The 20,409-nt window shown below is 44.2% G+C and carries 20 protein-coding genes, 2 tRNA genes and 1 rRNA gene; 13 read left to right on the top strand and 10 right to left on the bottom strand.

The window, feature by feature from the left end; translation table 11 throughout:
* Position 1: 1 nt before the first annotated feature.
* The 3 genes from FFR00_RS03200 to FFR00_RS03210 all read right to left on the bottom strand — a co-directional run bounded on the left by FFR00_RS03200 (position 2) and on the right by FFR00_RS03210 (position 1,599).
* Positions 2 to 442: a TerB family tellurite resistance protein gene (locus FFR00_RS03200; protein WP_137671904.1), complete on the bottom strand. Its 441-nt coding sequence runs from the start codon at positions 440 to 442 to the stop codon at positions 2 to 4.
* A gap of 135 nt (positions 443 to 577) precedes the next feature.
* A tRNA-Thr gene (locus FFR00_RS03205) sits at positions 578 to 653 on the bottom strand.
* Between the two features lie 124 nt (positions 654 to 777).
* Entirely contained in the window at positions 778 to 1,599 is an 822-nt protein-coding gene (locus FFR00_RS03210) for a UDP-2,3-diacylglucosamine diphosphatase (protein WP_137671905.1), read from the bottom strand.
* A gap of 185 nt (positions 1,600 to 1,784) precedes the next feature.
* Between FFR00_RS03210 and yvcK the strand changes: the two genes are divergently transcribed.
* Complete coding sequence (gene yvcK, locus FFR00_RS03215) at positions 1,785 to 2,822, top strand: gluconeogenesis factor YvcK family protein (RefSeq protein ID WP_161985075.1); 1,038 nt, start codon at positions 1,785 to 1,787, stop codon at positions 2,820 to 2,822.
* Here the strand turns inward: yvcK and FFR00_RS03220 are convergent.
* Complete coding sequence (locus FFR00_RS03220; RefSeq protein ID WP_137671907.1) at positions 2,803 to 3,297, bottom strand: hypothetical protein; 495 nt, start codon at positions 3,295 to 3,297, stop codon at positions 2,803 to 2,805. The two genes, yvcK and FFR00_RS03220, sit on opposite strands and share 20 nt — an antisense overlap.
* 336 nt (positions 3,298 to 3,633) lie before the next feature.
* Here FFR00_RS03220 and FFR00_RS03225 point away from each other — a divergent pair, with 336 nt between their 5' ends.
* Positions 3,634 to 4,350, top strand: a complete 717-nt coding sequence (locus tag FFR00_RS03225; protein ID WP_137671908.1) for a DUF3581 family protein — start codon at positions 3,634 to 3,636, stop codon at positions 4,348 to 4,350.
* A gap of 38 nt (positions 4,351 to 4,388) precedes the next feature.
* Here the strand turns inward: FFR00_RS03225 and FFR00_RS03230 are convergent, their stop codons facing one another.
* Positions 4,389 to 4,862, bottom strand: a complete 474-nt coding sequence (locus FFR00_RS03230) for an Lrp/AsnC family transcriptional regulator (RefSeq protein WP_137671909.1) — start codon at positions 4,860 to 4,862, stop codon at positions 4,389 to 4,391.
* A gap of 432 nt (positions 4,863 to 5,294) precedes the next feature.
* Between FFR00_RS03230 and FFR00_RS03235 the strand changes: the two genes are divergently transcribed.
* The 5 genes from FFR00_RS03235 (at position 5,295) to FFR00_RS03255 (ending at position 9,544) form a co-directional block, all read left to right on the top strand.
* Positions 5,295 to 5,370, top strand: a tRNA-Phe gene (locus FFR00_RS03235).
* Between the two features lie 147 nt (positions 5,371 to 5,517).
* Positions 5,518 to 6,678, top strand: a complete 1,161-nt coding sequence (locus tag FFR00_RS03240) for a glyceraldehyde-3-phosphate dehydrogenase (RefSeq protein ID WP_137671910.1) — start codon at positions 5,518 to 5,520, stop codon at positions 6,676 to 6,678.
* 75 nt (positions 6,679 to 6,753) lie between these two features.
* Positions 6,754 to 7,230, top strand: a complete 477-nt coding sequence (locus FFR00_RS03245; RefSeq protein WP_137671911.1) for a PaaI family thioesterase — start codon at positions 6,754 to 6,756, stop codon at positions 7,228 to 7,230.
* Between the two features lie 282 nt (positions 7,231 to 7,512).
* Positions 7,513 to 8,253 carry a PEP-CTERM sorting domain-containing protein gene (locus FFR00_RS03250; protein WP_137671912.1) on the top strand — a complete coding sequence of 247 codons (741 nt, stop codon included), beginning with the start codon at positions 7,513 to 7,515 and terminating at the stop codon, positions 8,251 to 8,253.
* Between the two features lie 268 nt (positions 8,254 to 8,521).
* Positions 8,522 to 9,544, top strand: coding sequence for an SMP-30/gluconolactonase/LRE family protein (locus FFR00_RS03255; protein ID WP_137671913.1), 1,023 nt, complete (start codon positions 8,522 to 8,524; stop codon positions 9,542 to 9,544).
* A 74-nt stretch (positions 9,545 to 9,618) separates the two neighbouring features.
* Here FFR00_RS03255 and FFR00_RS03260 read toward each other — a convergent pair whose 3' ends face one another.
* On the bottom strand, positions 9,619 to 10,095 hold the full coding sequence (locus FFR00_RS03260; RefSeq protein WP_137671914.1) for a hypothetical protein: 477 nt from the start codon (positions 10,093 to 10,095) through the stop codon (positions 9,619 to 9,621).
* A gap of 340 nt (positions 10,096 to 10,435) precedes the next feature.
* On the opposite strand from FFR00_RS03260, the gene FFR00_RS03265 reads away from it, so the two are divergent.
* Positions 10,436 to 12,589 (top strand): TonB-dependent hemoglobin/transferrin/lactoferrin family receptor, encoded by a 2,154-nt coding sequence (locus tag FFR00_RS03265; RefSeq protein WP_137671915.1) that lies wholly within the window; start codon positions 10,436 to 10,438, stop codon positions 12,587 to 12,589.
* 59 nt (positions 12,590 to 12,648) lie between these two features.
* On the opposite strand, the gene FFR00_RS03270 is transcribed toward FFR00_RS03265, so the two are convergent.
* Both FFR00_RS03270 and FFR00_RS03275 read right to left on the bottom strand, forming a co-directional pair.
* Positions 12,649 to 13,491 carry an HDOD domain-containing protein gene (locus FFR00_RS03270; RefSeq protein WP_137671916.1) on the bottom strand — a complete coding sequence of 281 codons (843 nt, stop codon included), beginning with the start codon at positions 13,489 to 13,491 and terminating at the stop codon, positions 12,649 to 12,651.
* Positions 13,492 to 13,575: 84 nt separating this feature from the next.
* Positions 13,576 to 14,142 (bottom strand): DUF1415 domain-containing protein, encoded by a 567-nt coding sequence (locus FFR00_RS03275; RefSeq protein ID WP_137671917.1) that lies wholly within the window; start codon positions 14,140 to 14,142, stop codon positions 13,576 to 13,578.
* A 451-nt stretch (positions 14,143 to 14,593) separates the two neighbouring features.
* On the opposite strand from FFR00_RS03275, the gene FFR00_RS21690 reads away from it, so the two are divergent.
* Both FFR00_RS21690 and FFR00_RS03280 read left to right on the top strand, forming a co-directional pair.
* A complete protein-coding gene (locus FFR00_RS21690; RefSeq protein ID WP_161985076.1) occupies positions 14,594 to 14,767 on the top strand; it encodes a hypothetical protein in 174 nt (57 codons plus the stop codon).
* The gene (locus tag FFR00_RS03280; RefSeq protein ID WP_137671918.1) at positions 14,767 to 15,114 is read left to right on the top strand and encodes a hypothetical protein; all 348 of its coding nucleotides are present in this window, start codon (positions 14,767 to 14,769) and stop codon (positions 15,112 to 15,114) included. The genes FFR00_RS21690 and FFR00_RS03280 overlap by 1 nt, the downstream gene beginning before the upstream one ends.
* Positions 15,115 to 15,220: 106 nt before the next feature.
* On the opposite strand, the gene FFR00_RS03285 is transcribed toward FFR00_RS03280, so the two are convergent.
* On the bottom strand, positions 15,221 to 16,099 hold the full coding sequence (locus FFR00_RS03285) for a LysR family transcriptional regulator (RefSeq protein ID WP_137671919.1): 879 nt from the start codon (positions 16,097 to 16,099) through the stop codon (positions 15,221 to 15,223).
* Positions 16,100 to 16,203: 104 nt separating this feature from the next.
* On the opposite strand from FFR00_RS03285, the gene FFR00_RS03290 reads away from it, so the two are divergent.
* The 3 genes from FFR00_RS03290 (at position 16,204) to FFR00_RS03300 (ending at position 20,027) form a co-directional block, all read left to right on the top strand.
* A complete protein-coding gene (locus FFR00_RS03290) occupies positions 16,204 to 17,181 on the top strand; it encodes an aldo/keto reductase (protein WP_137671920.1) in 978 nt (325 codons plus the stop codon).
* 30 nt (positions 17,182 to 17,211) lie between these two features.
* Positions 17,212 to 18,183 carry an aldo/keto reductase gene (locus FFR00_RS03295; protein WP_137671921.1) on the top strand — a complete coding sequence of 324 codons (972 nt, stop codon included), beginning with the start codon at positions 17,212 to 17,214 and terminating at the stop codon, positions 18,181 to 18,183.
* 113 nt (positions 18,184 to 18,296) lie between these two features.
* The gene (locus tag FFR00_RS03300; RefSeq protein ID WP_161985077.1) at positions 18,297 to 20,027 is read left to right on the top strand and encodes a GGDEF domain-containing protein; all 1,731 of its coding nucleotides are present in this window, start codon (positions 18,297 to 18,299) and stop codon (positions 20,025 to 20,027) included.
* A 247-nt stretch (positions 20,028 to 20,274) separates the two neighbouring features.
* On the opposite strand, the gene rrf is transcribed toward FFR00_RS03300, so the two are convergent.
* Positions 20,275 to 20,390: ribosomal RNA gene (gene rrf, locus FFR00_RS03305) — 5S ribosomal RNA — on the bottom strand.
* Between the last annotated feature and the right edge of the window lie 19 nt (positions 20,391 to 20,409).

Consider the following 20,409-nt stretch of genomic DNA (forward strand, 5'->3'; position numbering starts at 1 on the left):
TTTAAGAGGGCTGAGCCGACATTTTAGCTTTGAGATAGTCACTGTGACTTAAGTAGATTAAATCTGACACTTGGCGGATGAGCGCTTCTTCTTGAGGGTCAATCACCCCATCGGCGTATGCGACTTTCCACAGTGCTTCGGTAAACAAATAGCGCTGTTGGTATTCGAGCTCTTTAACGTGGCGGGTAAAGTCGAATACCGAAATGGCTTGAGTAGCTTGGGTCTGCGCTTGAATAAACAAGTTCTCCGCTTCTTTGTCTGTTAACTCAAACAAGCGCTTTATCTTGCGCATAATCACCGCAGATTCACTATTGCTTTGTTGATTATCACTTTGGCTTAGTTGCACCAACAAAATGGTAGCAGCTAACTCTACATTGGGGGCATTTTCGTCTGTAGAGCCATCAATTGTGGCTTGCAGCAATTCTTTAAGCGCCTTTAGCATTGGGCTTCCTATTAACCATCATCAAGTCTTGCGAGCATAAACCACCGCTTAACAAATGCCAAATGACTAAGTGAAGATCAAAACTAAAACGCCAGAAACCAAAAAGCCTCGTCATAAGACGAGGCTTTAAATGGATGGTGCCGATTGCCGGAGTCGAACTGGCGACCTACTGATTACAAGTCAGTTGCTCTACCAACTGAGCTAAATCGGCACACTGTTGGTACTGCTGATACGCTGTATCGAGCGAGCGCTATTAAACGGATTTTCATGGTGCTTGTCAACGCTCAAAGCAAAAAAAATTGCACAAAGCGCTCAACTGCCAATTTAATAATCAATTAAGCTACTTTTTCAGCACTTAAGGCTTGTGCTTGCGGCTCAGCTAAGGCAACAGCCACCAATTCCACAGTGGTTTTTAATCGGTCGTCCCAACGGCGTAACTGTAACTGACCATCCATGGTTTCACATAACAGGGTACAGTTTTCTATCCAATCGCCGTCGTTGGCGTATACCACCCCCTTTTGAAGGCTTAACTCAGGGTGATGTATATGGCCGCAAATTACCACATCTACGCCTTGCTTAACGGCCTCATTCACCACGGCATCGCGGTAACGAGCGATAGCTTCAGTGGCTTTAGCAATTTTGCTTTTGATGTAACCGGCTAACGACCAGTAGGGATACCCCATAGCGTGACGAATTTTGCTCGAAGAGCGATTAAGGAACAATAAGAAATCGTAGAGGTTATCGCCTAACTTAGCGTAAAAGCGACCAAAGCATACTTCTTCATCAAATTGGTCACCGTGCACCATCAATATCTGCTTACCCGTGATGCTGGTGTACAGATACTGCTTGCTCACTGTCACGTCGGCGAGATCCATACCGTCGTATGCCTTAAATAATTGATCATGATTACCGGGGATATACACCACTTCACACGCGCTTTTGGCTAAATTCATTAAGTGCTGCAACACTTGATTGTGAGATTCAGGCCAATAAACTCTCCGCTTAAGCGCCCAAACATCCACAATATCTCCCACTAAGAAGATACGTTTCGCTTTAGTTTGTTGTAACAGTTGCAGCAGCATTTCGGCTTTGCAGTCTTTACAACCAAGGTGAATATCTGAAAGCCATAAGCTTTGATAGATCTGTTTAGTAGCCATACGATTCGCCAAACTATCCTTGTTAAGGTTAATCTAAGAGGGATAGTTGACCAAAAAGTGACGCTTTGATTGCAAGACTATGACAGAAATATCATTGCCAAGTTAAACGCCTTTGTTTAGTGTACTAAACTCAATTAGGCTACCTAGTAGCAAATTGGATTGCGACCAAGATCTCGGAGTAGATAGTGACACCTAATTTTCCACATCGCCCTTTGTCCATTGCCACTATTGGCGGCGGCAGTGGCCACTTTGTACTGCTGTCGGCACTGAGAGATGCCGATCACCTAGCGATTAGCGCCATAGTATCAATGACCGATAGCGGTGGCAGCACAGGGCGCTTACGCGATGAGCTAGGCATACTGCCTCCAGGCGATATTCTTAAGTGCGTATTAGCACTTTCTCCCTACCGAGAGCTCGCCCGTAAACTCCTTTTAAAACGCTTTACCAAAGGCAAACGCTTATCAGGCCACAGCGCTGGCAATATGTTGTTAACCATGTTGTCTCAATACAGTGGTTCGTTTTCTGAAGGCATTCAAGGTTTAGCCCAAATGCTAGATGTTGAAGGCGAGATTCTGCCCGTTACCATTGATAAATCCACATTGGTCGCAGAGCTAACGAGCGGCGAGCGTATTTTTGGTGAAAGCGCTATCGATTTACCCCGCGGTGACCAGCGCGAAAAAATCGCCAATGTATTTTTAGTGCCCCATCACGCAGAACAAGTACGCGTATATCCTCCGGTTATTGAGCGCATCAATACGGTTGAAGCAATTGTATTAGGCCCTGGCGACCTATTTACCAGCATTATCCCTAATTTATTAGTACCCGGAGTAAAACAAGCCATTGTAAACAGCAAAGCAAAGCTGGTGTACGTGAGTAATATCATGACTAAGTTTGGCGAAACTGATGGCTATAATTTAGAGCACTTTATCTCTGACTTAGAGCATTACCTTGGCCGCTCACTTGACGCTATCGTAGTAAACAATCACATTCCCAGCGATGAGATGATCGCTAGCTACAATTTAGAGCGCGCCCAAGTAGTAGACGTTGAAGATTTGAGTACTCTTCAGCAAAAGTACCAAGTGATTTACGCAGATTTAATTGATGAAGACAGTGACATAGTGCGCCACGATTCTGCCAAGCTGGCCTGTGCTTTATTACCGTATTTAAATGGCTTGAAAGACAATACCTTATCCTTAGTTAAAGCTAGCGGAACTGAGGGCTAAGGCTAGTACCTCCCGCAAAAGCTGAATCAGGCATTCGCTGTATTAAACCATCTAGCTCGTTGAATACTGGGCGTAAAGCAGGCTCATACTTACCTTGCCAGCGCCACATCCACACATCTTGCCCTTGAGTCCATTGAATCAGCTTTTCGTTGCCCTGCTCACCCCAATTAGGCGAAGCAATTTGCTTGGGAACTTGAGTTAATAGCGCATAAATGTCTGAACAGACCAACATAGAAAGCTGCTGTACTGATTCACTAGTAGCAATTTGGTCGTTAAAGGTTTGGCGTAGCGAATAACGGAGGTTCTCGCAATCAACATTAAGCGTAGTGCTGCCATCAGGGCGATGAAACACGAAACTTAATTGGAAAGCGGGCGCATTTTTATCAAATAGCGCCACCCAGGTAGTAGCCCCACTGACCAATACAATAACTGCACCCAATACTAGCGTTCCCCAATAGCGTGACTTCTTTGCCATACCTTGCTCGCTCTCTTCCCTGATAGTTTGAAATTATCATCGAGGTAAAAACGCCCCCCGAACACCACCCTTTTAATGTGGTTACTGTGTAAAGGTAGGGCAGAAAGAGGGTCTTGAAAAGCCTTTTTTTGATAAAAGACTCAATTTATAATTTTATCTCCTTGTGGATAAATTTAATTAAATGAATGAAAAGAACTGCTTATTAAAAGTGCTAAAAGTTGGTGCAGAATATTCAGCGATGAAAAAAATAAAAAAAAACTTTTATACTGATATGACCACCCTATGAGTAAATTTTGCTAAAATCGCCGGTCGCCGAGTTAAGCAAGTGAATCGAATATGAATTTAAGCCAATATTTTAGCCGTGAAGATCAACAGTTTGTTTTTAGTCGACAACAAGCCTGTGACTTCGCCAAAGGAGTCGCGAACGACTTCAACGCCATTCACGATGCAGACTCGTCACGCTTTTGTGTGCCGGGCGACTTATTGTTTTCAGTTATGCTAAGTGAACTAGGTCTTAACCAAGATATGCAGTTTACCTTTGCAGGGATGGTGACAGATGGTGTTCCACTAAGCATCAAGCAACAACAAGATGCTTGTCAGCTCGTCGACCAGAACGAGAAAGAATACCTACAGCTCACCCGCAGCGGTGACAACTTAAAAGACCAAGCCATTATTGGTGACTTAATTAAAGATTACGTGCGCTTTTCTGGCCAAAATTTCCCGCATATTCTGGTGCCTCTACTGGAAGAACAAGGCCTAATGCTCAACCGTAAACGCCCTTTAGTCATATACGAGAACATGAGTTTACATTTTGAACGCTTACCCACTTGTTCCCCTCAGCTTGAATTTGCTGGCGGTGAGTTTATCCCTAATGGTAAACGCGGTGTTGCTATACTTAAGTTTGTGATTAGTGAAGCGGGCGAAACCATTGGCACCGGTCAAAAACGCATGGTAATAGGCAGCTTACTGCCTTATGAAAAAGCTGAAAGCGATATTCTCATCGCAAACTATGATGGCTGCCGCCAAGCCTTTCTAAAACGCCAACAAGGCTAAGCTAAACAAGTAAAAATATAAAAGCGCTTCTGGCGCTTTTATTTTATGTGCGATAAAGGCAATGCGGTATTGTTTAAGACTTGCTGTAATACAAAGCTTGAACGCACACCTGTTACTCCGTCTATACGAGTCAGTTTACCCAGTAAAAAGGCTTGGTAATGATCCATATCCGGTACCACAACTTTTAGCTGATAATCTGCATCGGTACCGGTAACCAATACACACTCCATCACTTCTTCGTAAGCGCTGATGATCTTTTGAAAGTTTTCGAAGCGCTCTGGTGTATGCCTATCCATAGAGATATGAATATAGGCGGTAAGGTTTAAATTAAGCTTCTTTTCATTGAGCAGAGTAACGTGCTTGTCTATAAGCCCAGCATCTTCAAGGGCTTTTACTCGCCTTGAACAAGGCGAAGGCGATAAGCCTATTTGCTCCGCCAACTCAAGATTACTAATCCGACCGTTTTGTTGCATCAGGTCCAAAATCTTTTTGTCGGTGCGATCTAAGCGCATTTATCACCTCATCATTAACTTTCATTAAACTTGAGGTTTATTTCACCTCATTATCGGGAAATAAACAACAGTTGTTGCTCAATAAACTTATATACCAACAATCTTAGCAAACACTCGCCCCTTATATTTAATTACACTAATCACAGTGAAAAATACAAGGGAACAACAGCAAGCTTACCCGTTTGCTTGTGACTAACACGCTCACTCAGCATGTTAAGCCCACTCTAAAAGGCATTTACCCAATGTCCGCTAAGAGAGCAGTGATTACCCATCACCTACGTATCCAAACTAAACAAAAAGGCGGCCTAGGCCGCCTTTTTGTTTAATCTTTTAGCAGTTGTTGTACGGCATTTAGCCGATGCCCAATTATTTCATTTTTTTTACCATTTTCGGTTGACTTAAACCGGTAAAATTCGTTTAATAGCGCCCGTCGCCCGGATAGCTCAGTCGGTAGAGCAGAGGATTGAAAATCCTCGTGTCGGTGGTTCGATTCCGCCTCCGGGCACCACCTTTAAAAAGCCTGCATTTATGCAGGCTTTTTTCGTTTCAGGCCTGCAAACTCTGGCGTTAATTTACGCTATCGCTTTAGCTTTCATCTCGCTACACTCTACCTAACTGTTTTCAGTGAAACGCTCACTATTTCAAGGAATGAAATATGCGCCTACCCGCAATACTTAGCTCAATACCCTTGTTGTTCTCAATGGGCAACGCTCACGCCGATTTTTTCGAGCAGTTTGTTGATCCCACCGACGGAAGAATGGATGCCAGCCAATGGCTAATGGACAATGCTGTGGGCTTTTTACCGGTGCCTATCATTATTACCGACCCCGCGGTGGGTTACGGTGGCGGCTTGGTTTTGGCATTTTTCCATGAGAATGAAGAGCGCCAAAACAATCTCGTTGAAGATGAAGATCCCAACGCCCCTCTCAAATTAACTCCCAGCGTTTCAGGTTTACTTGGCTTAGCCACAGAGAACGGCACACGCGGCGCTGGCGCTTTTCACATGGGTATATGGAAACAAGACACTATTCGTTACATTGGCGCTATCGCTGGGGTAGATGCCAATATCGACAGCTTTCGCTTACCGAGTGATGGGATTATTGGCGATATACCGATTAGAGTGAACCTTAAAGGCACTTATTTACTTCAACAAATCCGTTTTCGTTTAGGTGATAGCCCTTGGTTTGCGGGTGCAAAATACTCGTATTTAGACAGTGATAGTGAATTCTCTATCGGTGACTTACCTGATTACTTAAAACCACAGTTAAGCATGAAAGATGGCGGCTTAGCCCTATTGCTTAACTACGATACACGCGACAACTCTTTTAGCCCCAACCAAGGTTTATATGGCAACGTGAGTTACGCCAAGCATGCCGATTACTTTGGTGGAGATAAAGACTACGCGATTGCCTCTGGCGAGTTTTCTGGCTTTAGCTATTTAGGTGGCAAATTTCAAGGTTCAGCGAGGCTTTCGGCATCGAGTGCCCATGGTGATACACCATATTATGCCCTGCCCTTTATTGATATGCGCGGTATTCCAGCCATGCGCTATCAAGGAGAGCGCATGGCAACCTTACAGGGAGAACTGCGCTACGACTTTGATGCGCGCTGGTCAGGGGTAGTATTTGGCGGTCTAGGCCAAGCCTTTAATGCAGAGCAACACTTAGGAGATACCCCCAACCGCTATGCCAAAGGCATTGGTTTTCGTTACTTAATGGCAAGGCGTTTTAACTTACGCACGGGTATTGATGTCGCTCGCGGCCCAGAAGACACTACCGTTCACTTTATAGTTGGTGCAGGTTGGTCTGATTTTTAAACTAAAAAGCACCAAATGTTGACTTTTTGTTAACAACAAGCTCTACTGGTAAGACCTCTTAACTAAGGAATAGTTATGCTTCCCAGTATTCGCAAGGCCAACCTAATGCTCAGCTTGTTTGGCATGTTTAAGGTTCCGTTAATTTGGTACTGCCGCCCCAAGATTTTAGCCATGGACGAACAAAAAGTAGTGGTAAAAATCCCACTTAAACGCCGTACTAAAAATCACTTAAACAGCATGTACTTTGGCACCTTAGCTGTGGGAGCGGATGTAGCCGGTGGCTTTTTAGCCATTGCAAAAGCTGAACAACATGGCAAAAAGGTGTCTTTGGCTTTTAAAGCAGTAGAGGGGAAATTTTTAAAACGCCCTGAAGCCGATGTGATTTTTACCTGCACCGACGGTTTACTGATTGATCAAATGCTTGAGAAAACTATGGCCAGTGGCGAACGTGTAAACCAAGCTGTTACTATCGATGCCACATGCCCAAGCATTAGTGGTGACGACATTGTAGCGACCTTCTCACTCACCTTGTCACTTAAAGCGGTTCAATAAATTCATCGCGATACTTACCGGTTAAGTGTCGCATTCATAACTTTTTCGAACTTGGCTTAACAATCGACGCTGTTCATTCTACCTCCCAGCTCCCTCTTTTAAAAACGCCCCTTTAATAACGCCCTTTTGCAAAGTGCAAGTACTGCTGATGCCTCCGCTTAGAAAGCTCATGTATACCTTCTAACACACTGAATAATTTAGAGATAAAAAACATGGCACGAAATTGGATATGACTTACTCACAAGGCCTGTTTAGGCCACTAGTAAGTTACCGAGGTACACCATGAAATCAGCAAAAAGTCGCAAACTAAACCAGTTAACTATCGGTTTTGTTGTTATTGCCGCAGTGCTTAGCTTCTCCAGCCACGCAGGTATTATTTATACGATTGAAGCACCAGGGATTCAGAGCTCGCAGGTGGGCGGGACCTTAAAAACTGAAACCTTTGACAGCTTAGCTAAAAGTGGCCTGAACAACGGTTATCAAACCGATTTTGGCGATTACTCCGTCGATAAAGGTACTGCAAAAGTGGTGAATTTCGGTGTTTATGGTGGCGCTTATGGTGAAGGTAAGTACTTATTTATTCCTAATAAAAGTTCAGTGAACTTAGATTTTAACCAAGCCATGGGATACTTTGGATTTTGGTGGAGCGCAGGAGATAGCGGGAATCAACTCAGCATTACTACTCAATCTGAAAGCTTAAGCTTTGTTACTAACCAAATTTTAGATGCGGCAGTATTAGAACCCGAACATTACGGTAGCCCAACCAGCGTAAGCGGAAACAAACGCGAACCATACGGCTATGTGAACCTATTTGCAGAAAGCGAAGCCGACAAAATTACGTCTATTCAATTTTTTGGCCGTAATTTCGAAACCGACAATCACAGCGCAAGCTTGCAGCTGCAAACCATCACTGGACGTTCGTTATCGCCAGCTACTGTGCCAGAACCAAAAACATGGTGGCTAGTCAGCTTAGGATTGGTATTGTTAATGTTCAGTCGAGTAAAGCGAAACAGAAAAGCTTAACTTAACGATAACTGACACTGCTCTAAGCAACTATTTAGCTCGCTTAGAGCATCCGCTTAACCAAGCCTGCTCCCATCTTCAGCACGTTTAACGCTATCTCCTTAAAAATTGTTCAACCAAATAGAGTAAATTAACGCCTCATTAATAAAAGTAAAATAACATTACAGCTTGATATATTTAACTCACGGCGACAAAATGGATAACCAATTTAGTTAATTGGACAACCTGTAGAAAAATAACTATATTCACTGTGATTAAAGGACTAAACATGCGAACTGCGTTTATTCTCGCCGCTACTCTCACCGTCAGCGCTTGCGCTACAACTCAGCAAAATACTCAACTAGAAGATGCATTAGAAACAACCGGCTCGATAGAGATCATCAACCAACAAGCGCTTAGTTACCTCGCTGAAGATGCCAAAATTAGTATTCGAGGAAAAGGGTATCGCTGGACAGAAGGCCCTGTTTGGATTGCCGAACAAAACTATTTACTGTTTTCAGATATCCCCAACAACACGGTAATAAAATACCAGCCGAATCAGGGGACTTCTGTTTATTTGGCGCAATCTGGTGCGAGCGGTTTATATGAGGGTGATTATGGTCAGGGCGCTAATGGTTTATTGCTTAACGATGAAGGCCAACTCGTCCTCCTGCAGCAGGGAGATCGCCGAGTAGCGATAATGGATGCTCCTCTTACATCACCAAAAAGCGAATTTATTACTTTGGCCAGCCACTATCAAGAAAAGCGCCTAAATAGCCCTAATGACGCGGTCTACCATAGTGACGGTAGTTTGTATTTTACCGATCCACCTTACGGCTTAAATGCCGGTATGGATGATCAACGTAAGGAGATTGATTACCAAGGTATTTACCGCTTAAGCAGCGATGGTGAAGTAAGCCTATTGGATGAGAGCGTGAATTTTCCAAACGGTATTGCATTGTCCTTAGACGAAACGACCTTATATGTTGCGGTGTCTGATGATGCCCACCCTCGCTGGTTAGCCTACGATCTTAACGCTGATGGAAGCATTGAAAATAAGCGTATGTTCTATAACGCTAAAGCGCTGATTGGTGTAGAAGGAGAGCAAGGCCTACCGGATGGTATGGTTGTGCATTCAAGTGGTAATATTTTTGCTTCTGGACCTGGTGGCGTGTGGTTGTTTAGCCCTAAAGGAGAGGTACTAGCAAAAATTCGTACCGGTAGGTTAACCGCCAATTGCACCCTTTCAGCGGATGAACAAACACTGTTTATCACCGCTCACGATACCTTATTGTCTGTGCCACTGTTATAAGCTGAGTCTACATTAGCGGAGCAATCTCGAAGGTATATTGCTCCGTTGAATGCTGATATTAGCGGTCCCGCTATTTACTCAGTAGAATTACTTAGCAGCCACTTATTACCTTTTAAATCTAAAAAATCTCGGCCTATTTTCAACACCATAATTTTACGCTCGGCCTCACTGTCCAGATAGGCGCCCGCAGCAACCGTAGCTTGCGGACTTTTAGCTAACATTAGCCCTCCCGCCATGCGTTTCCCCGCCACTACATTGCCGCCTTCTAATACGCCCATTTCAATCACTGACGGGGCATGGAAATACCAGTAATCATCGTCTTCCGCTTCCAGCGCATACTCACCTTGTAAAAAACGTACCCCGCGCTTTCCTTGTTGAGCATTGTCTAACCACACAACTGCATCAGTAAAACTTAGGCTACGAGTTGGCATTTCTATCACACTCACTAAGCGCTCTTCAAAGCCAGAGCCCACTCCAACTGATTTACAGCCACTCAGCAGTAAAACCACTAAGCCAATCATTAGTATGCTTAGACTATTTTTATTGTTCACCACTTTACTTCCTTATTTGGGTTTGAACGCCACAATGCGCCGCCAAGCAACAAATAAACACTCCTTAACGTCACTTGCGACTCAATACTACTCAGATTTAAAGTAGCACAATTGCTATCAATGCGATTGACGAGTTAACCCATCACCTTTAAACGCATTTAATAAAACCATTTATTGCCCAATCGGCCGCTAAACCACTATTACACTGTGGTTTTATGTAAATAGCCAAAGTTCCTATTCATAAAACTATAATTAAATGCAAATGATTTTAATTCTCATTCGTATTATGTATAGTGCGCTTTAATTACACTTTACAGGATAAGGACAAAGCCTGGTTTTTATGAAAACACTCAATCGCACACTCATTGCCAACGCAATAATACTCAGCTTAAGCCCAGTAGCCATGGCTAATTCCAACAGCACCATGTTTGATGAAGTGGTAGTGTCGGCAACCCGTACTGAGCAAAACCTTAAAGATGTTTCATCTAGCGTAAGTTCTGTTAGCTCAGAGCAACTAGAGAAGCAAATGGCTAACGATTTAAACGACGTAGTACGTTATGAGCCAGGCGTTACCACAACAGGCCAAGGTAGATACGGCACTAGCGGGTTTAACATTCGGGGCCTTGATGGTAGCCGTATCAAACTGATGGTTGACGGTATTGAGCAACCAACAGCCTACAACCCAGGCGGCGACGTAATGAACAAGGGACCAAACTCCTATGAGATTGATACCTTAAGTGCTGTAGAAATTAACAAAGGCCCGGCCTCTAGTTTGTATGGTAGTGACGCCTTAGGTGGTGCGGTACTACTACGCACTAAAAATCCTGAAGATGTGTTAGACGAAGGCGATGCTAATCACGTAGCGATAAAGGCTGGCTATAACAGCTCGAACGAAGCTTACAAAACAACCCTAGAACTGGCCAAGCGTTACCAAAACTGGGAAGGCTTAGCTATTTATACGTATCGTGATGGCAGCGAAACCCAAGCCCACTCTTCTGGTGCGGACATCAATGGCCGAGATCGTGGTCAAGCCGATCCTTATGACTTTGACTCGCATAACTTGCTATTAAAAGCCAATTACCAGCTAAATGAAGCGCATACATTTGGTGTAGTTGCCGAGTTGTTCCAGCGCCAATCTAAAGGGCAAATACTGAGCAATGAAGGCTACACCATTGCACCTGGCTTTACCTATACCAATGCTAACAGTGAAGACGAAGATAGCCGCAGCCGCGTAGGATTAAATCATACCTGGACAGCCAATAATCTCGCCTTTGATGACGTGTTTTGGCAGCTAAGTCATCAACAAAGCAAGTCTGAGCACAATAACTACGACACCACCGGTTTTTACGGCAGCCGCAACCGCGAGCGTAATGGCGAAGACAGCAGTCTGCAGTTTGATGCACAATTTAATAAATTACTCGAATTTGCTCACGGTAGCCATGAGCTAAGCTATGGTTTAAGTGCCATTAATAGTGACTTTGAGCTAGATTACCGCACCCACTACTTTGATACCGGAACGGTTGACCCAGGAGCCCCAGAGGTGCCAGCAGCAGATTCAGAAAAGCGCGGCATATTTATTCAAGATCATATGTACTTGCTAGATGAGCGCTTAGTAGTAACCGCAGGTCTGCGTTATGACGACTACCAAGCTACTCCAGATGCAAGCAGCGGCTTTGAGCAACATAACAGTGATGCACTTACCAAACGTATAGGCGCGGTTTACCATTGGAACCAGCAGTTCAGTACCTTTGCGCAATACAGTGAAGGTTTTAGAGCCCCTACCCTACAAGAGCTTTATTACGCATTTGATAACAGCGGTCATGGTTACGCCACGTTATCTAACCCCAACCTTAAGCCAGAAGAGAGCCAAAGTTACGAGTTAGGTTTACGGGCAAATACTGATGCGTCTAGTATGGAACTGGTGGGTTTCTTTAACGACTACACTAACTTTATTCAATCGGTAACCGATTACAGCGATCCAAGCTACCCAGCTGGTATCACCATCAACGAAAATATTGGCGAAGCTGAGATTTACGGAGTGGAGTTTAAAGGTCACTATTGGTTAGACGATGCCTTTGGCGCGCCTAAAGGCACCTATAGCCGCTTAAGCGTGGCTTACGCACAAGGTAAAAACAAAGAAGACGGCAGCTCGCTTGATTCAGTCGCACCGCTCACTGCGGTATGGGGATTAGGTTACGATCACAGTGACGATCTTTGGGGAAGCACCTTAAACCTTACCATGGTAGCCGCCAAAAAAGACGGTGATTGGACGGCAGAAGATAATGCCCACGCACCTGGTTACGCGTTACTTGATTTAACGGCTTATTATCAGCCAGTAAATGACTTAGTGCTGCGCGCGGGTTTGTTTAACGCTCTCGACCAAAAGTACTGGAGTTACACCGATTTAGATGGCAAAGACTCTGACTATCAAGGTTTAGACCGTTACACCCAACCCGGCAGAAACTGGGGAGTAGATGTAGCCTACAAATTCTAGGCAACACAAACTAAAAAAGGCTAGCCATTAGGCTAGCCTTTTTGTTTAGCTTTTAGCGCTTAAGCTTGGGTATCAGCGACTGCATTCAACACATCTTCTAACTGCTGATCTTCCATATTCAAAAAAGCTAATAAACCGTCATAACTCTCTTGCCAGGCTTCTTCTTCACTGTTCACACCTAACTTACGGTAAGCCACAATACGGGCAATTTTTAGAATTGCTAACATCAATAAAGACGATTTAGTCAGCTCTTGCGAACCAAATAAACCATCACTATCATGCTGATAATAAATCGCCTCTATCATTACCTTAGGTAAGCTCCATTGCTGGGCAATTAGAGCAGCAACAGTGGCATGGGTAGTCCCATATCTAATTCGCTCTTGTTCCGCCAGTTTCCCCCACCCCATCTCATTAGCTTCCGCTAGCATTCTTTCGTATTCAGGAAAAGACTGAAGCAATGCGGGCACGCCCGCTTGATGGAACAACCCTAACATGTAGGCGTTATCTTTGGCTGATTCAAACCCCAGTTCTTCTGCTGTAGCAGCTGCGCAACTGGCTAACAGATTGGCCTCTAACCAAAATGCATCCAACACCTTAGATGCCGGCATCGCTCCCTTTAAGGCCACAGCCTTAACAATAGGAAACACACGATTAATCCCTAAGGTCATCACCGCTTGGTGAATCGATTTAATCTCGTTTAGGCGACGAAAAGCCGCAGAGTTAACAATTTGTAATACTGCACCAGAGATCCCTACATCACTGGCAATGGCTTCGGCAATTACCGATACATCTGGCTCAGCTTTTTTGGTCTCTTGAGTGATAGTTAATAACACTTGAGGGCGCGGTGGAATGGTTAAATCCGCCAAAATTGCTTTTTCGGCCGCCGTTATAGTTAAGGACATATCACCTCCTGTAAAATTATTCGGCACAGAATAGATAATTTACCCAGCAATATCAAAAAGATATACAAGAGTTTTTATTCTAAATCAGTTTTTACAGCTCGCTAACAACTGTTTAAGCGCTGCACTCCCCAAATCCTCGGTGACTTGAATATTTCGATCAGGGATCCCTTCAGGGTCTGGATGAAGTTTAGTTAACCTACTGATAGTTTTCTCACGAATTAGGTGCAAAGTGGCATACGGCGAGCGGTTAGTATAGTTACTGGGCTCATTTGCTGGTTCACCTGCAAAGCAATAATCAGGATGAAAACTCGCTAGTTGATATACCCCATCATAACCCTGCTTGCTAACGAGCTGTTCTGCCCAGTTGAGCATATCCAAATAGTCATGAAAGTCTTGCAGCGCTGGTACAATAAACATGGTGGTTTCAATGTCTGCTTGCTCATCAAGCAGTTGGCATTCTGCAATCAATTGCTGCAGCAGGTTTTCAACATCATCACTGCCATTAACTGCATACCGGATACTTCCCCGCTCTAATTCACGCTTAGCAAAAGGGCAAATGTTGTACTCAACCACAAAACTTTTGACCCACTGTTTAGTATGCTGCTGATAGTGCTCGTCGCTTAACTGAGCGGTGCTGGGTGAGTCTGTCATCTAGTTTCCTGTAGAATCATTGAGTCTTGCAATATCAAAGTATTGACGATCTTAATCTGTGACGGCTGCAGCTGTAAACCTATCTGGCAACTAAATAGTTTTCAGCCCATCACTAATGGCTATCGCCTCCCTGTAAAAGTTTAATATTTCAATCAAGTTACATAAATCATAATTGTATTATAAATACAGTGTTTGCGTTAGCCATTTATGAGGCACAGATTGATTTCACATTAATTTTATAGAGGGGATTAGATAATGCAGTTTTCTAAACTCTGTGTTTCTTCTGCGTTAATTGCCATGTTAAGTAGCTGTGGAGGAGGCAGTGATTCACGTTCACAAGTCGTTCAATTAGACTCATTTCAAATCTCCAGCTACGACTTCGTAAAAAAGTGATTCAGATCTGTCTTCGATAGAAATAAAGGCCCAATACGATAGCGCAGTAGAAGGCGTGGTGAACAAAACCATTTACCATGGTCCCATATTTGGCGGGTCGTTGCTATCACCCATAAATGTTATAGCTAATCCAAATAGCAGCTATACGGTAGATATGAGCTTAATTGATAGCAATAGCCAAATAGTGCTAGCCTCCGACACTATCATTGCTTCAGATGCTGCAAAAAACTAGTGTTTGCCTTTGGCAATACCAGCAAAAACCTTTACCAATTTTCTTCAGAAAACGCGCCAGAAAAAGACTACACAACAGAAAAAGTACCGGTGTACGTTGTTAATGCGCGAGATATGGAGCAGGTGGAAAGCTACAACATCTTAGTTGATGGCTCACTTGAAGCCAACAATGTGCCAGTGCGCAAACTATCCTCAAAACTTCTATTATCGCCTTCGCAGCAATCAATCATGCTGAGCTTAACACGCAACGCCATTGAGCTTGATCGCTGCGAGCTAGGTCCAGATTCGGATGGCGACGGCACCACAAACTGTGGCAGACACCGAGTGGCCAGTAACGTTTCTACCTGAGGGGAAATACCAACTCAATAACTTAGACATATTGAACCAATAAACTAAGAACAACCAGGGTAATTAAGCATAGCTAGCAGGGAGTTTTCTCGACCGCTAACGCTCTCTAAATAGGGTGAGCAACTGCATAAGCCACTAACCAGTCGGCGAGCATACTCACTCGTTTGGAACGAAAACGAGCAGGAGGAAACACCATCCACAATGGCTGGCTAAGCTCTTGCCAATCCTGCAGCACCGCTTCTAAACTCCCCTCAGCTAAGGCCTCACGCAAATACATCTCGTGAGTACGAATAAGGCCTAAACCTTGTAAAGCCGCTTGTTTAAGCACATGACCATTAGGGCATGAAAAAGGCCCGCTCACCGTAGTCACTAGCTTTTGTTCCCCTTGCACAAAGGGCCACTGAGAAACCGTGCCACACACGCACTGATGCTGCTTGAGTTCATCTGGATGCTTGGGCTTGCCATAACGCTCAAAATAGCTTGGACTGGCCACCACATAGGTATTCAGCTGGCTTAGTATTCGCACCTGTAAATTGGAATCCGGCAGCACCCCCATTCTAAACACGATATCAAAAGGGGAAGACAGCAAATCTTCCCGTTGTGAAGACAAGTCCAGCTCTATATCCATGTTCGGGTGTTCTTGGCGAAACGCCATTAAAGCAGGCGCCAACCACTGCTCGGCAAATATTCCCCCTAAAGAATTAATCACAACTTTACCTTGCAAGTGATGCTGTAACTGCTGAGCAGCTAACGCGCCATCCTCTAACAACTCTAAACCTTGCCGACAGCTTTGATAGTAGCGTTCGCCGGCTTCGGTTAAACGTAGTTTACGGGTAGAGCGATATAAGAGCTGTACACCTAAGCGTGTTTCTAAATCACTCACTCGCTGACTAATACTAGCCTTAGAGCTGACTAATTTTTCAGCCGCAGCGGTAAAGCTTCCCTCTTCCACTACCGTGACAAAATCGAGTACGCCGCTAAACATATTAATCCAATTTTCTGAACAATTAATTTCAATAATAGTGAATTATCAAACTAAATAAAATACGTACACTATTCCAACGCTCTTTATTCAAATGGAATACCACTATGCAAAACAGACTATTAGGCAAAAGCGGCTTAGCGCTCACCGAGATAGGATTAGGGTGTTGGCAGTTAGGCGGCGATTTTGGCCCGATTAGCGAGGCAGACTCGTTGGCGATTTTAGACCAAGCCTACCAAAGTGGTGTGCGCTTTTACGATACCGCCGATGTATATGGTGCTGGCTTAAGTGAGCAAGTACTTGGGAAGTTCTACCAACAGCATAACGATATTTGCATTGCGACCAAGGTAGGCCGCGATGCCAGTTTATTTCCAGGCAAATATACTAAGCAAGGATTACAACAGGGCATAGAATCAAGCTTACAACGGCTAGGTGGCGATTCAATTGACTTGATTCAACTACACTGTATTCCTTACCCAGTAATGCAAGATGGTGAAGTATTTACTTGGCTACAAGATTTTAAACAACAAGGCTTAATCCAACATTACGGTGCCAGTGTCGAGTCGATGGATGAAGCAAAGCTGTGCTTGAACGATCCTCAGCTTACCAGCTTGCAACTGATCATTAATATCTTTAGGCAAGATGCACTAAGCGAAGTGCTTAATCTAGCCGAACAGAAGAATGTCGGAGTTATTGCGCGTTTACCTTATGCCAGCGGCTTGTTAAGCGGTGCGGTTACCGCACAACGAACTTTTGCCGACAGTGACCACCGTAATTACAACCAAAATGGTGCTGCCTTTCATGTAGGTGAAACCTTTGCAGGCCTACCGCTTGAAAAAGCCCTCAGCTTGCTAGAACAACTTACTGCTCTGTTGCCAGACAACCGCTCTATGGCCGAGTGCACCATTCGCTGGTTGCTCGACCAACCTCAAATTACCAGTGTTATAACTGGGGCCAGTAAACCACAACAGATTAATCAAAATGTTACATACGCTCAGCAAGCACCGCTAAGTAACGAGCTACACACACGTTTAGCTAACTTTTACCAACAGCACGTTAGCCCTTGGGTGCGTGGTAATCGATAACATTAGTTCACTGAGTAAAAGGAAGCGACGATGGAAATGCGACAGTTAGGACCACGGCAAGTCAGCCCAATGGGCTTAGGATGCTGGGCAATTGGCGGGCCGTTTTATGATCTCGACAACAAACCCTGCGGCTGGGGCGAAGTAGACGACAAAGTATCAATAAGAGCTATTCATGCAGGTATTGATGCGGGAATAAACTTTTTTGATACCGCTGCCGTTTACGGTGCAGGACATAGCGAGCAGGTATTAGGCCAAGCCTTAGAAGGTAAGCGCGAAAAGATAGTGTTAGCCACAAAATTCGGCGTTGACTTTGACAGCGCAAGCAAGTCAATCACTGGCAGTTTTCATGATCAACCAAGCATTATCAAGCACTGTGAAGCCAGCTTAAAACGGCTCAATACTGACTACATCGATGTCTATCAATTACACCTCAATGATTTGCCTTTAAACCATGTAGATGAGGTGCTACTTAGCCTAGAAAAACTGGTAGAAACGGGGAAGATTCGTCGCTATGGCTGGAGCACTGATCACCTAGACCGTGCTGAAGCGTTTAGCCAAGGTAAGCACTGCGCCGCCATACAGTTCCAAAACAACGTACTAGACCAAAACACGAGGCTTACTCACTTCTGTTTTGAGCATAAATTGGCGGCAATTAACCGTGGTCCCTTAGCTATGGGTCTTTTATCTGGAAAATATCATAGGCAAGCTATCTTAGATCCTAAGGATATTCGTAACATCAATCCGGAATGGCTTAAGTACTTCAACAATGGCAAAGCTTCTCCCGCGCTTTTAAGCAAACTTGAGGGCATACAATCTATTCTCACAAGCAATGGAAGAACGCTTATTCAAGGCGCGCTCGCATGGATATGGGGTTCTTCAAGTAACACTCTCCCCATACCTGGATTTAGAACAGTCGAACAAGTTGTTAGCAACGCAGAAGCGATTGAACATGGAGCTCTAAGCACCGCTCAAATGCGGGAAATTAAGCAACTACTCAACTAAAATAGAGCTAAACACCTAAATTTTAAGAAAAAATTAATATTCATCTATCGGTCATATTTCTGTAAATAACTACTGCTAAACATATTTAAACAATGAATATAGGAAGCGGCAGGATGCGAGCCCAGTTACAGTTGGAGTTTAACGATCTAATTAGACAACAAAGCATTAATACCGCTTTCCAAACAATTTGGGATCATAACAACAACCAAGCCTTAGGTTATGAAGCCCTGTCGCGCGGGCCAACAAATAGCTACTTTCACTCGCCTTTAGCGCTCTTTGAGTTTGCTCGTCAATCGAGTCAACAACATGAGCTGGAACTTCTCTGCGCTCAACTCGCTAGCCAACGCTTCGATAAGCAGAATATACAGGGTCATTTATTCATAAACTTTTCGCCCGATACTTTACTGTATATTTACCAACAGAAAGGCGCTCTCTATTTTAAGCAACTCATCCCAACCAATGGTCAGTTAGTCATTGAGCTCACCGAGCACCTTCCCATTTGTGTAGATGAAGCTCTTCTGGAATGCGTATCAGATTTACGTAAACTGACGATTTCATTTGCTTTAGACGATTTTGGCGCAGGTTACGCAGGCATAAAGACTTGGTTACAACTCAGCCCCGAATATCTAAAGCTCGATTGTTTTTTTTGCGAACAGTTGCTTGAGAATGGCAAAGTCGGTACAGCGATTACAGCGATGGTTAACCTAGCCGAACAAATTGGCAGCCAAGTCATTGTAGAGTGCATTGAAAATGCCGAACAATACCAGCAGTTAATAAACTTAGATATCCCCTACTTACAAGGCTTTCATATTGCCCGCCCTACCTCTAAGCCAAAGCAACGTGAAACAGCACCTGCCACCCCGATTAACAGCGAACCCTATACAGCACTTTCCTTAGCAACTATAGCTAGCACTGTTGTGCCAGAACTGTCCTCAAAAGAACTGCTAAAAACAATGCTAGAAGACAAGTCTATTCACTCACTGCCGGTGGTAAATAAGCATCAACAAGTCTTAGGTTTACTTAAGCGTGAAGAGCTACTGTCTAGGTATTCAGGGCCTTACGGACACTCACTCAATCAGCGGAAGACCGTGGCCGATCTTATGGATACCAAACCTCTTATTGTTGATGTTAATACTAATTTGAGCGAGATCGGTCGTAAACTTAGTCAGCATACTGTTAGCGGTTTAGATGCCTCTTTCATTGTGACCCAAGATAATCACTATTACGGTATAGGTTTAGCCGTAGATGTGATGCGCAAGTTATCAGACTACAAACTACAACTTGCACGCTATGCAAACCCACTGACAGCTTTACCCGGTAATGTCCCCTTACAACGTAGTCTAAATAACTTAATCGCCGCTAATCAAAGCTTTGATCTTGCCTACTTTGACCTCAATAACTTCAAACCATTTAATGATATTTGTGGTTATGAACGAGGCGATCGCATGATCAAACTTGTCGCTGAGTTATTAAGATTACACCTATGCCGGCATGCACATTTTATTGGGCACCTCGGTGGCGATGACTTTATAGTGATTTTTACCCGACAAGGCTGGCAACCATCGGTACTGCAATTGCTCAATCAGTTTGATTCTCGGCGAGAACCGCTTTATCGCCAAAAAGACTTAGACGCTGGCGGAATTGTCGCTAAAGACCGCGATGGCCAGCAGCGTTTTTTTCACTTAACCGGTTTAGCTGTAGGAGTCACCCGCTGGACAAGCGCAACTCAACTCAGTATCCAAGAGTTAAGTGAACGCGCCAGCCTTGCTAAGAAGCAAGCCAAAAAAAACCATTGGTCTACCTTGTATGTTCAAGAGAGTGATGAGCGGGAAAGGGTAGAATAAAGCTCTTTTAAAAACGCAGAGTAAATTGCCTCGAGCGATAAATCGCAGACAATAAAAAAGCCCGCTCATTGAGCGGGCTTAGTAATAAGAGCCTGGCGGTGGAACAGGGGTGCAGCATAGCTGCTTCCGCTTCGGCCGAAAAAAGCACGCTTTTTCCTGACGGCCTTCGCCCTACTTGAAAGTAGCCCACTTTTTTTGTCCAATAAAAAACCCCACTGTCTTGCGACAATGGGGTCATCTAATAAGAGCCTGGCAGTGACCTACTTTCACATGGGGAAACCCCACACTATCATCGGCGCAGTTGCGTTTCACTTCTGAGTTCGGCATGGGTTCAGGTGGGTCCACAACGCTATTGCCACCAGGCAAAAACTTGTTGTCTTTA

The sequence above is a fragment of the Agarivorans sp. Toyoura001 genome, from assembly GCF_005405585.1.
Classification (GTDB): domain Bacteria; phylum Pseudomonadota; class Gammaproteobacteria; order Enterobacterales; family Celerinatantimonadaceae; genus Agarivorans.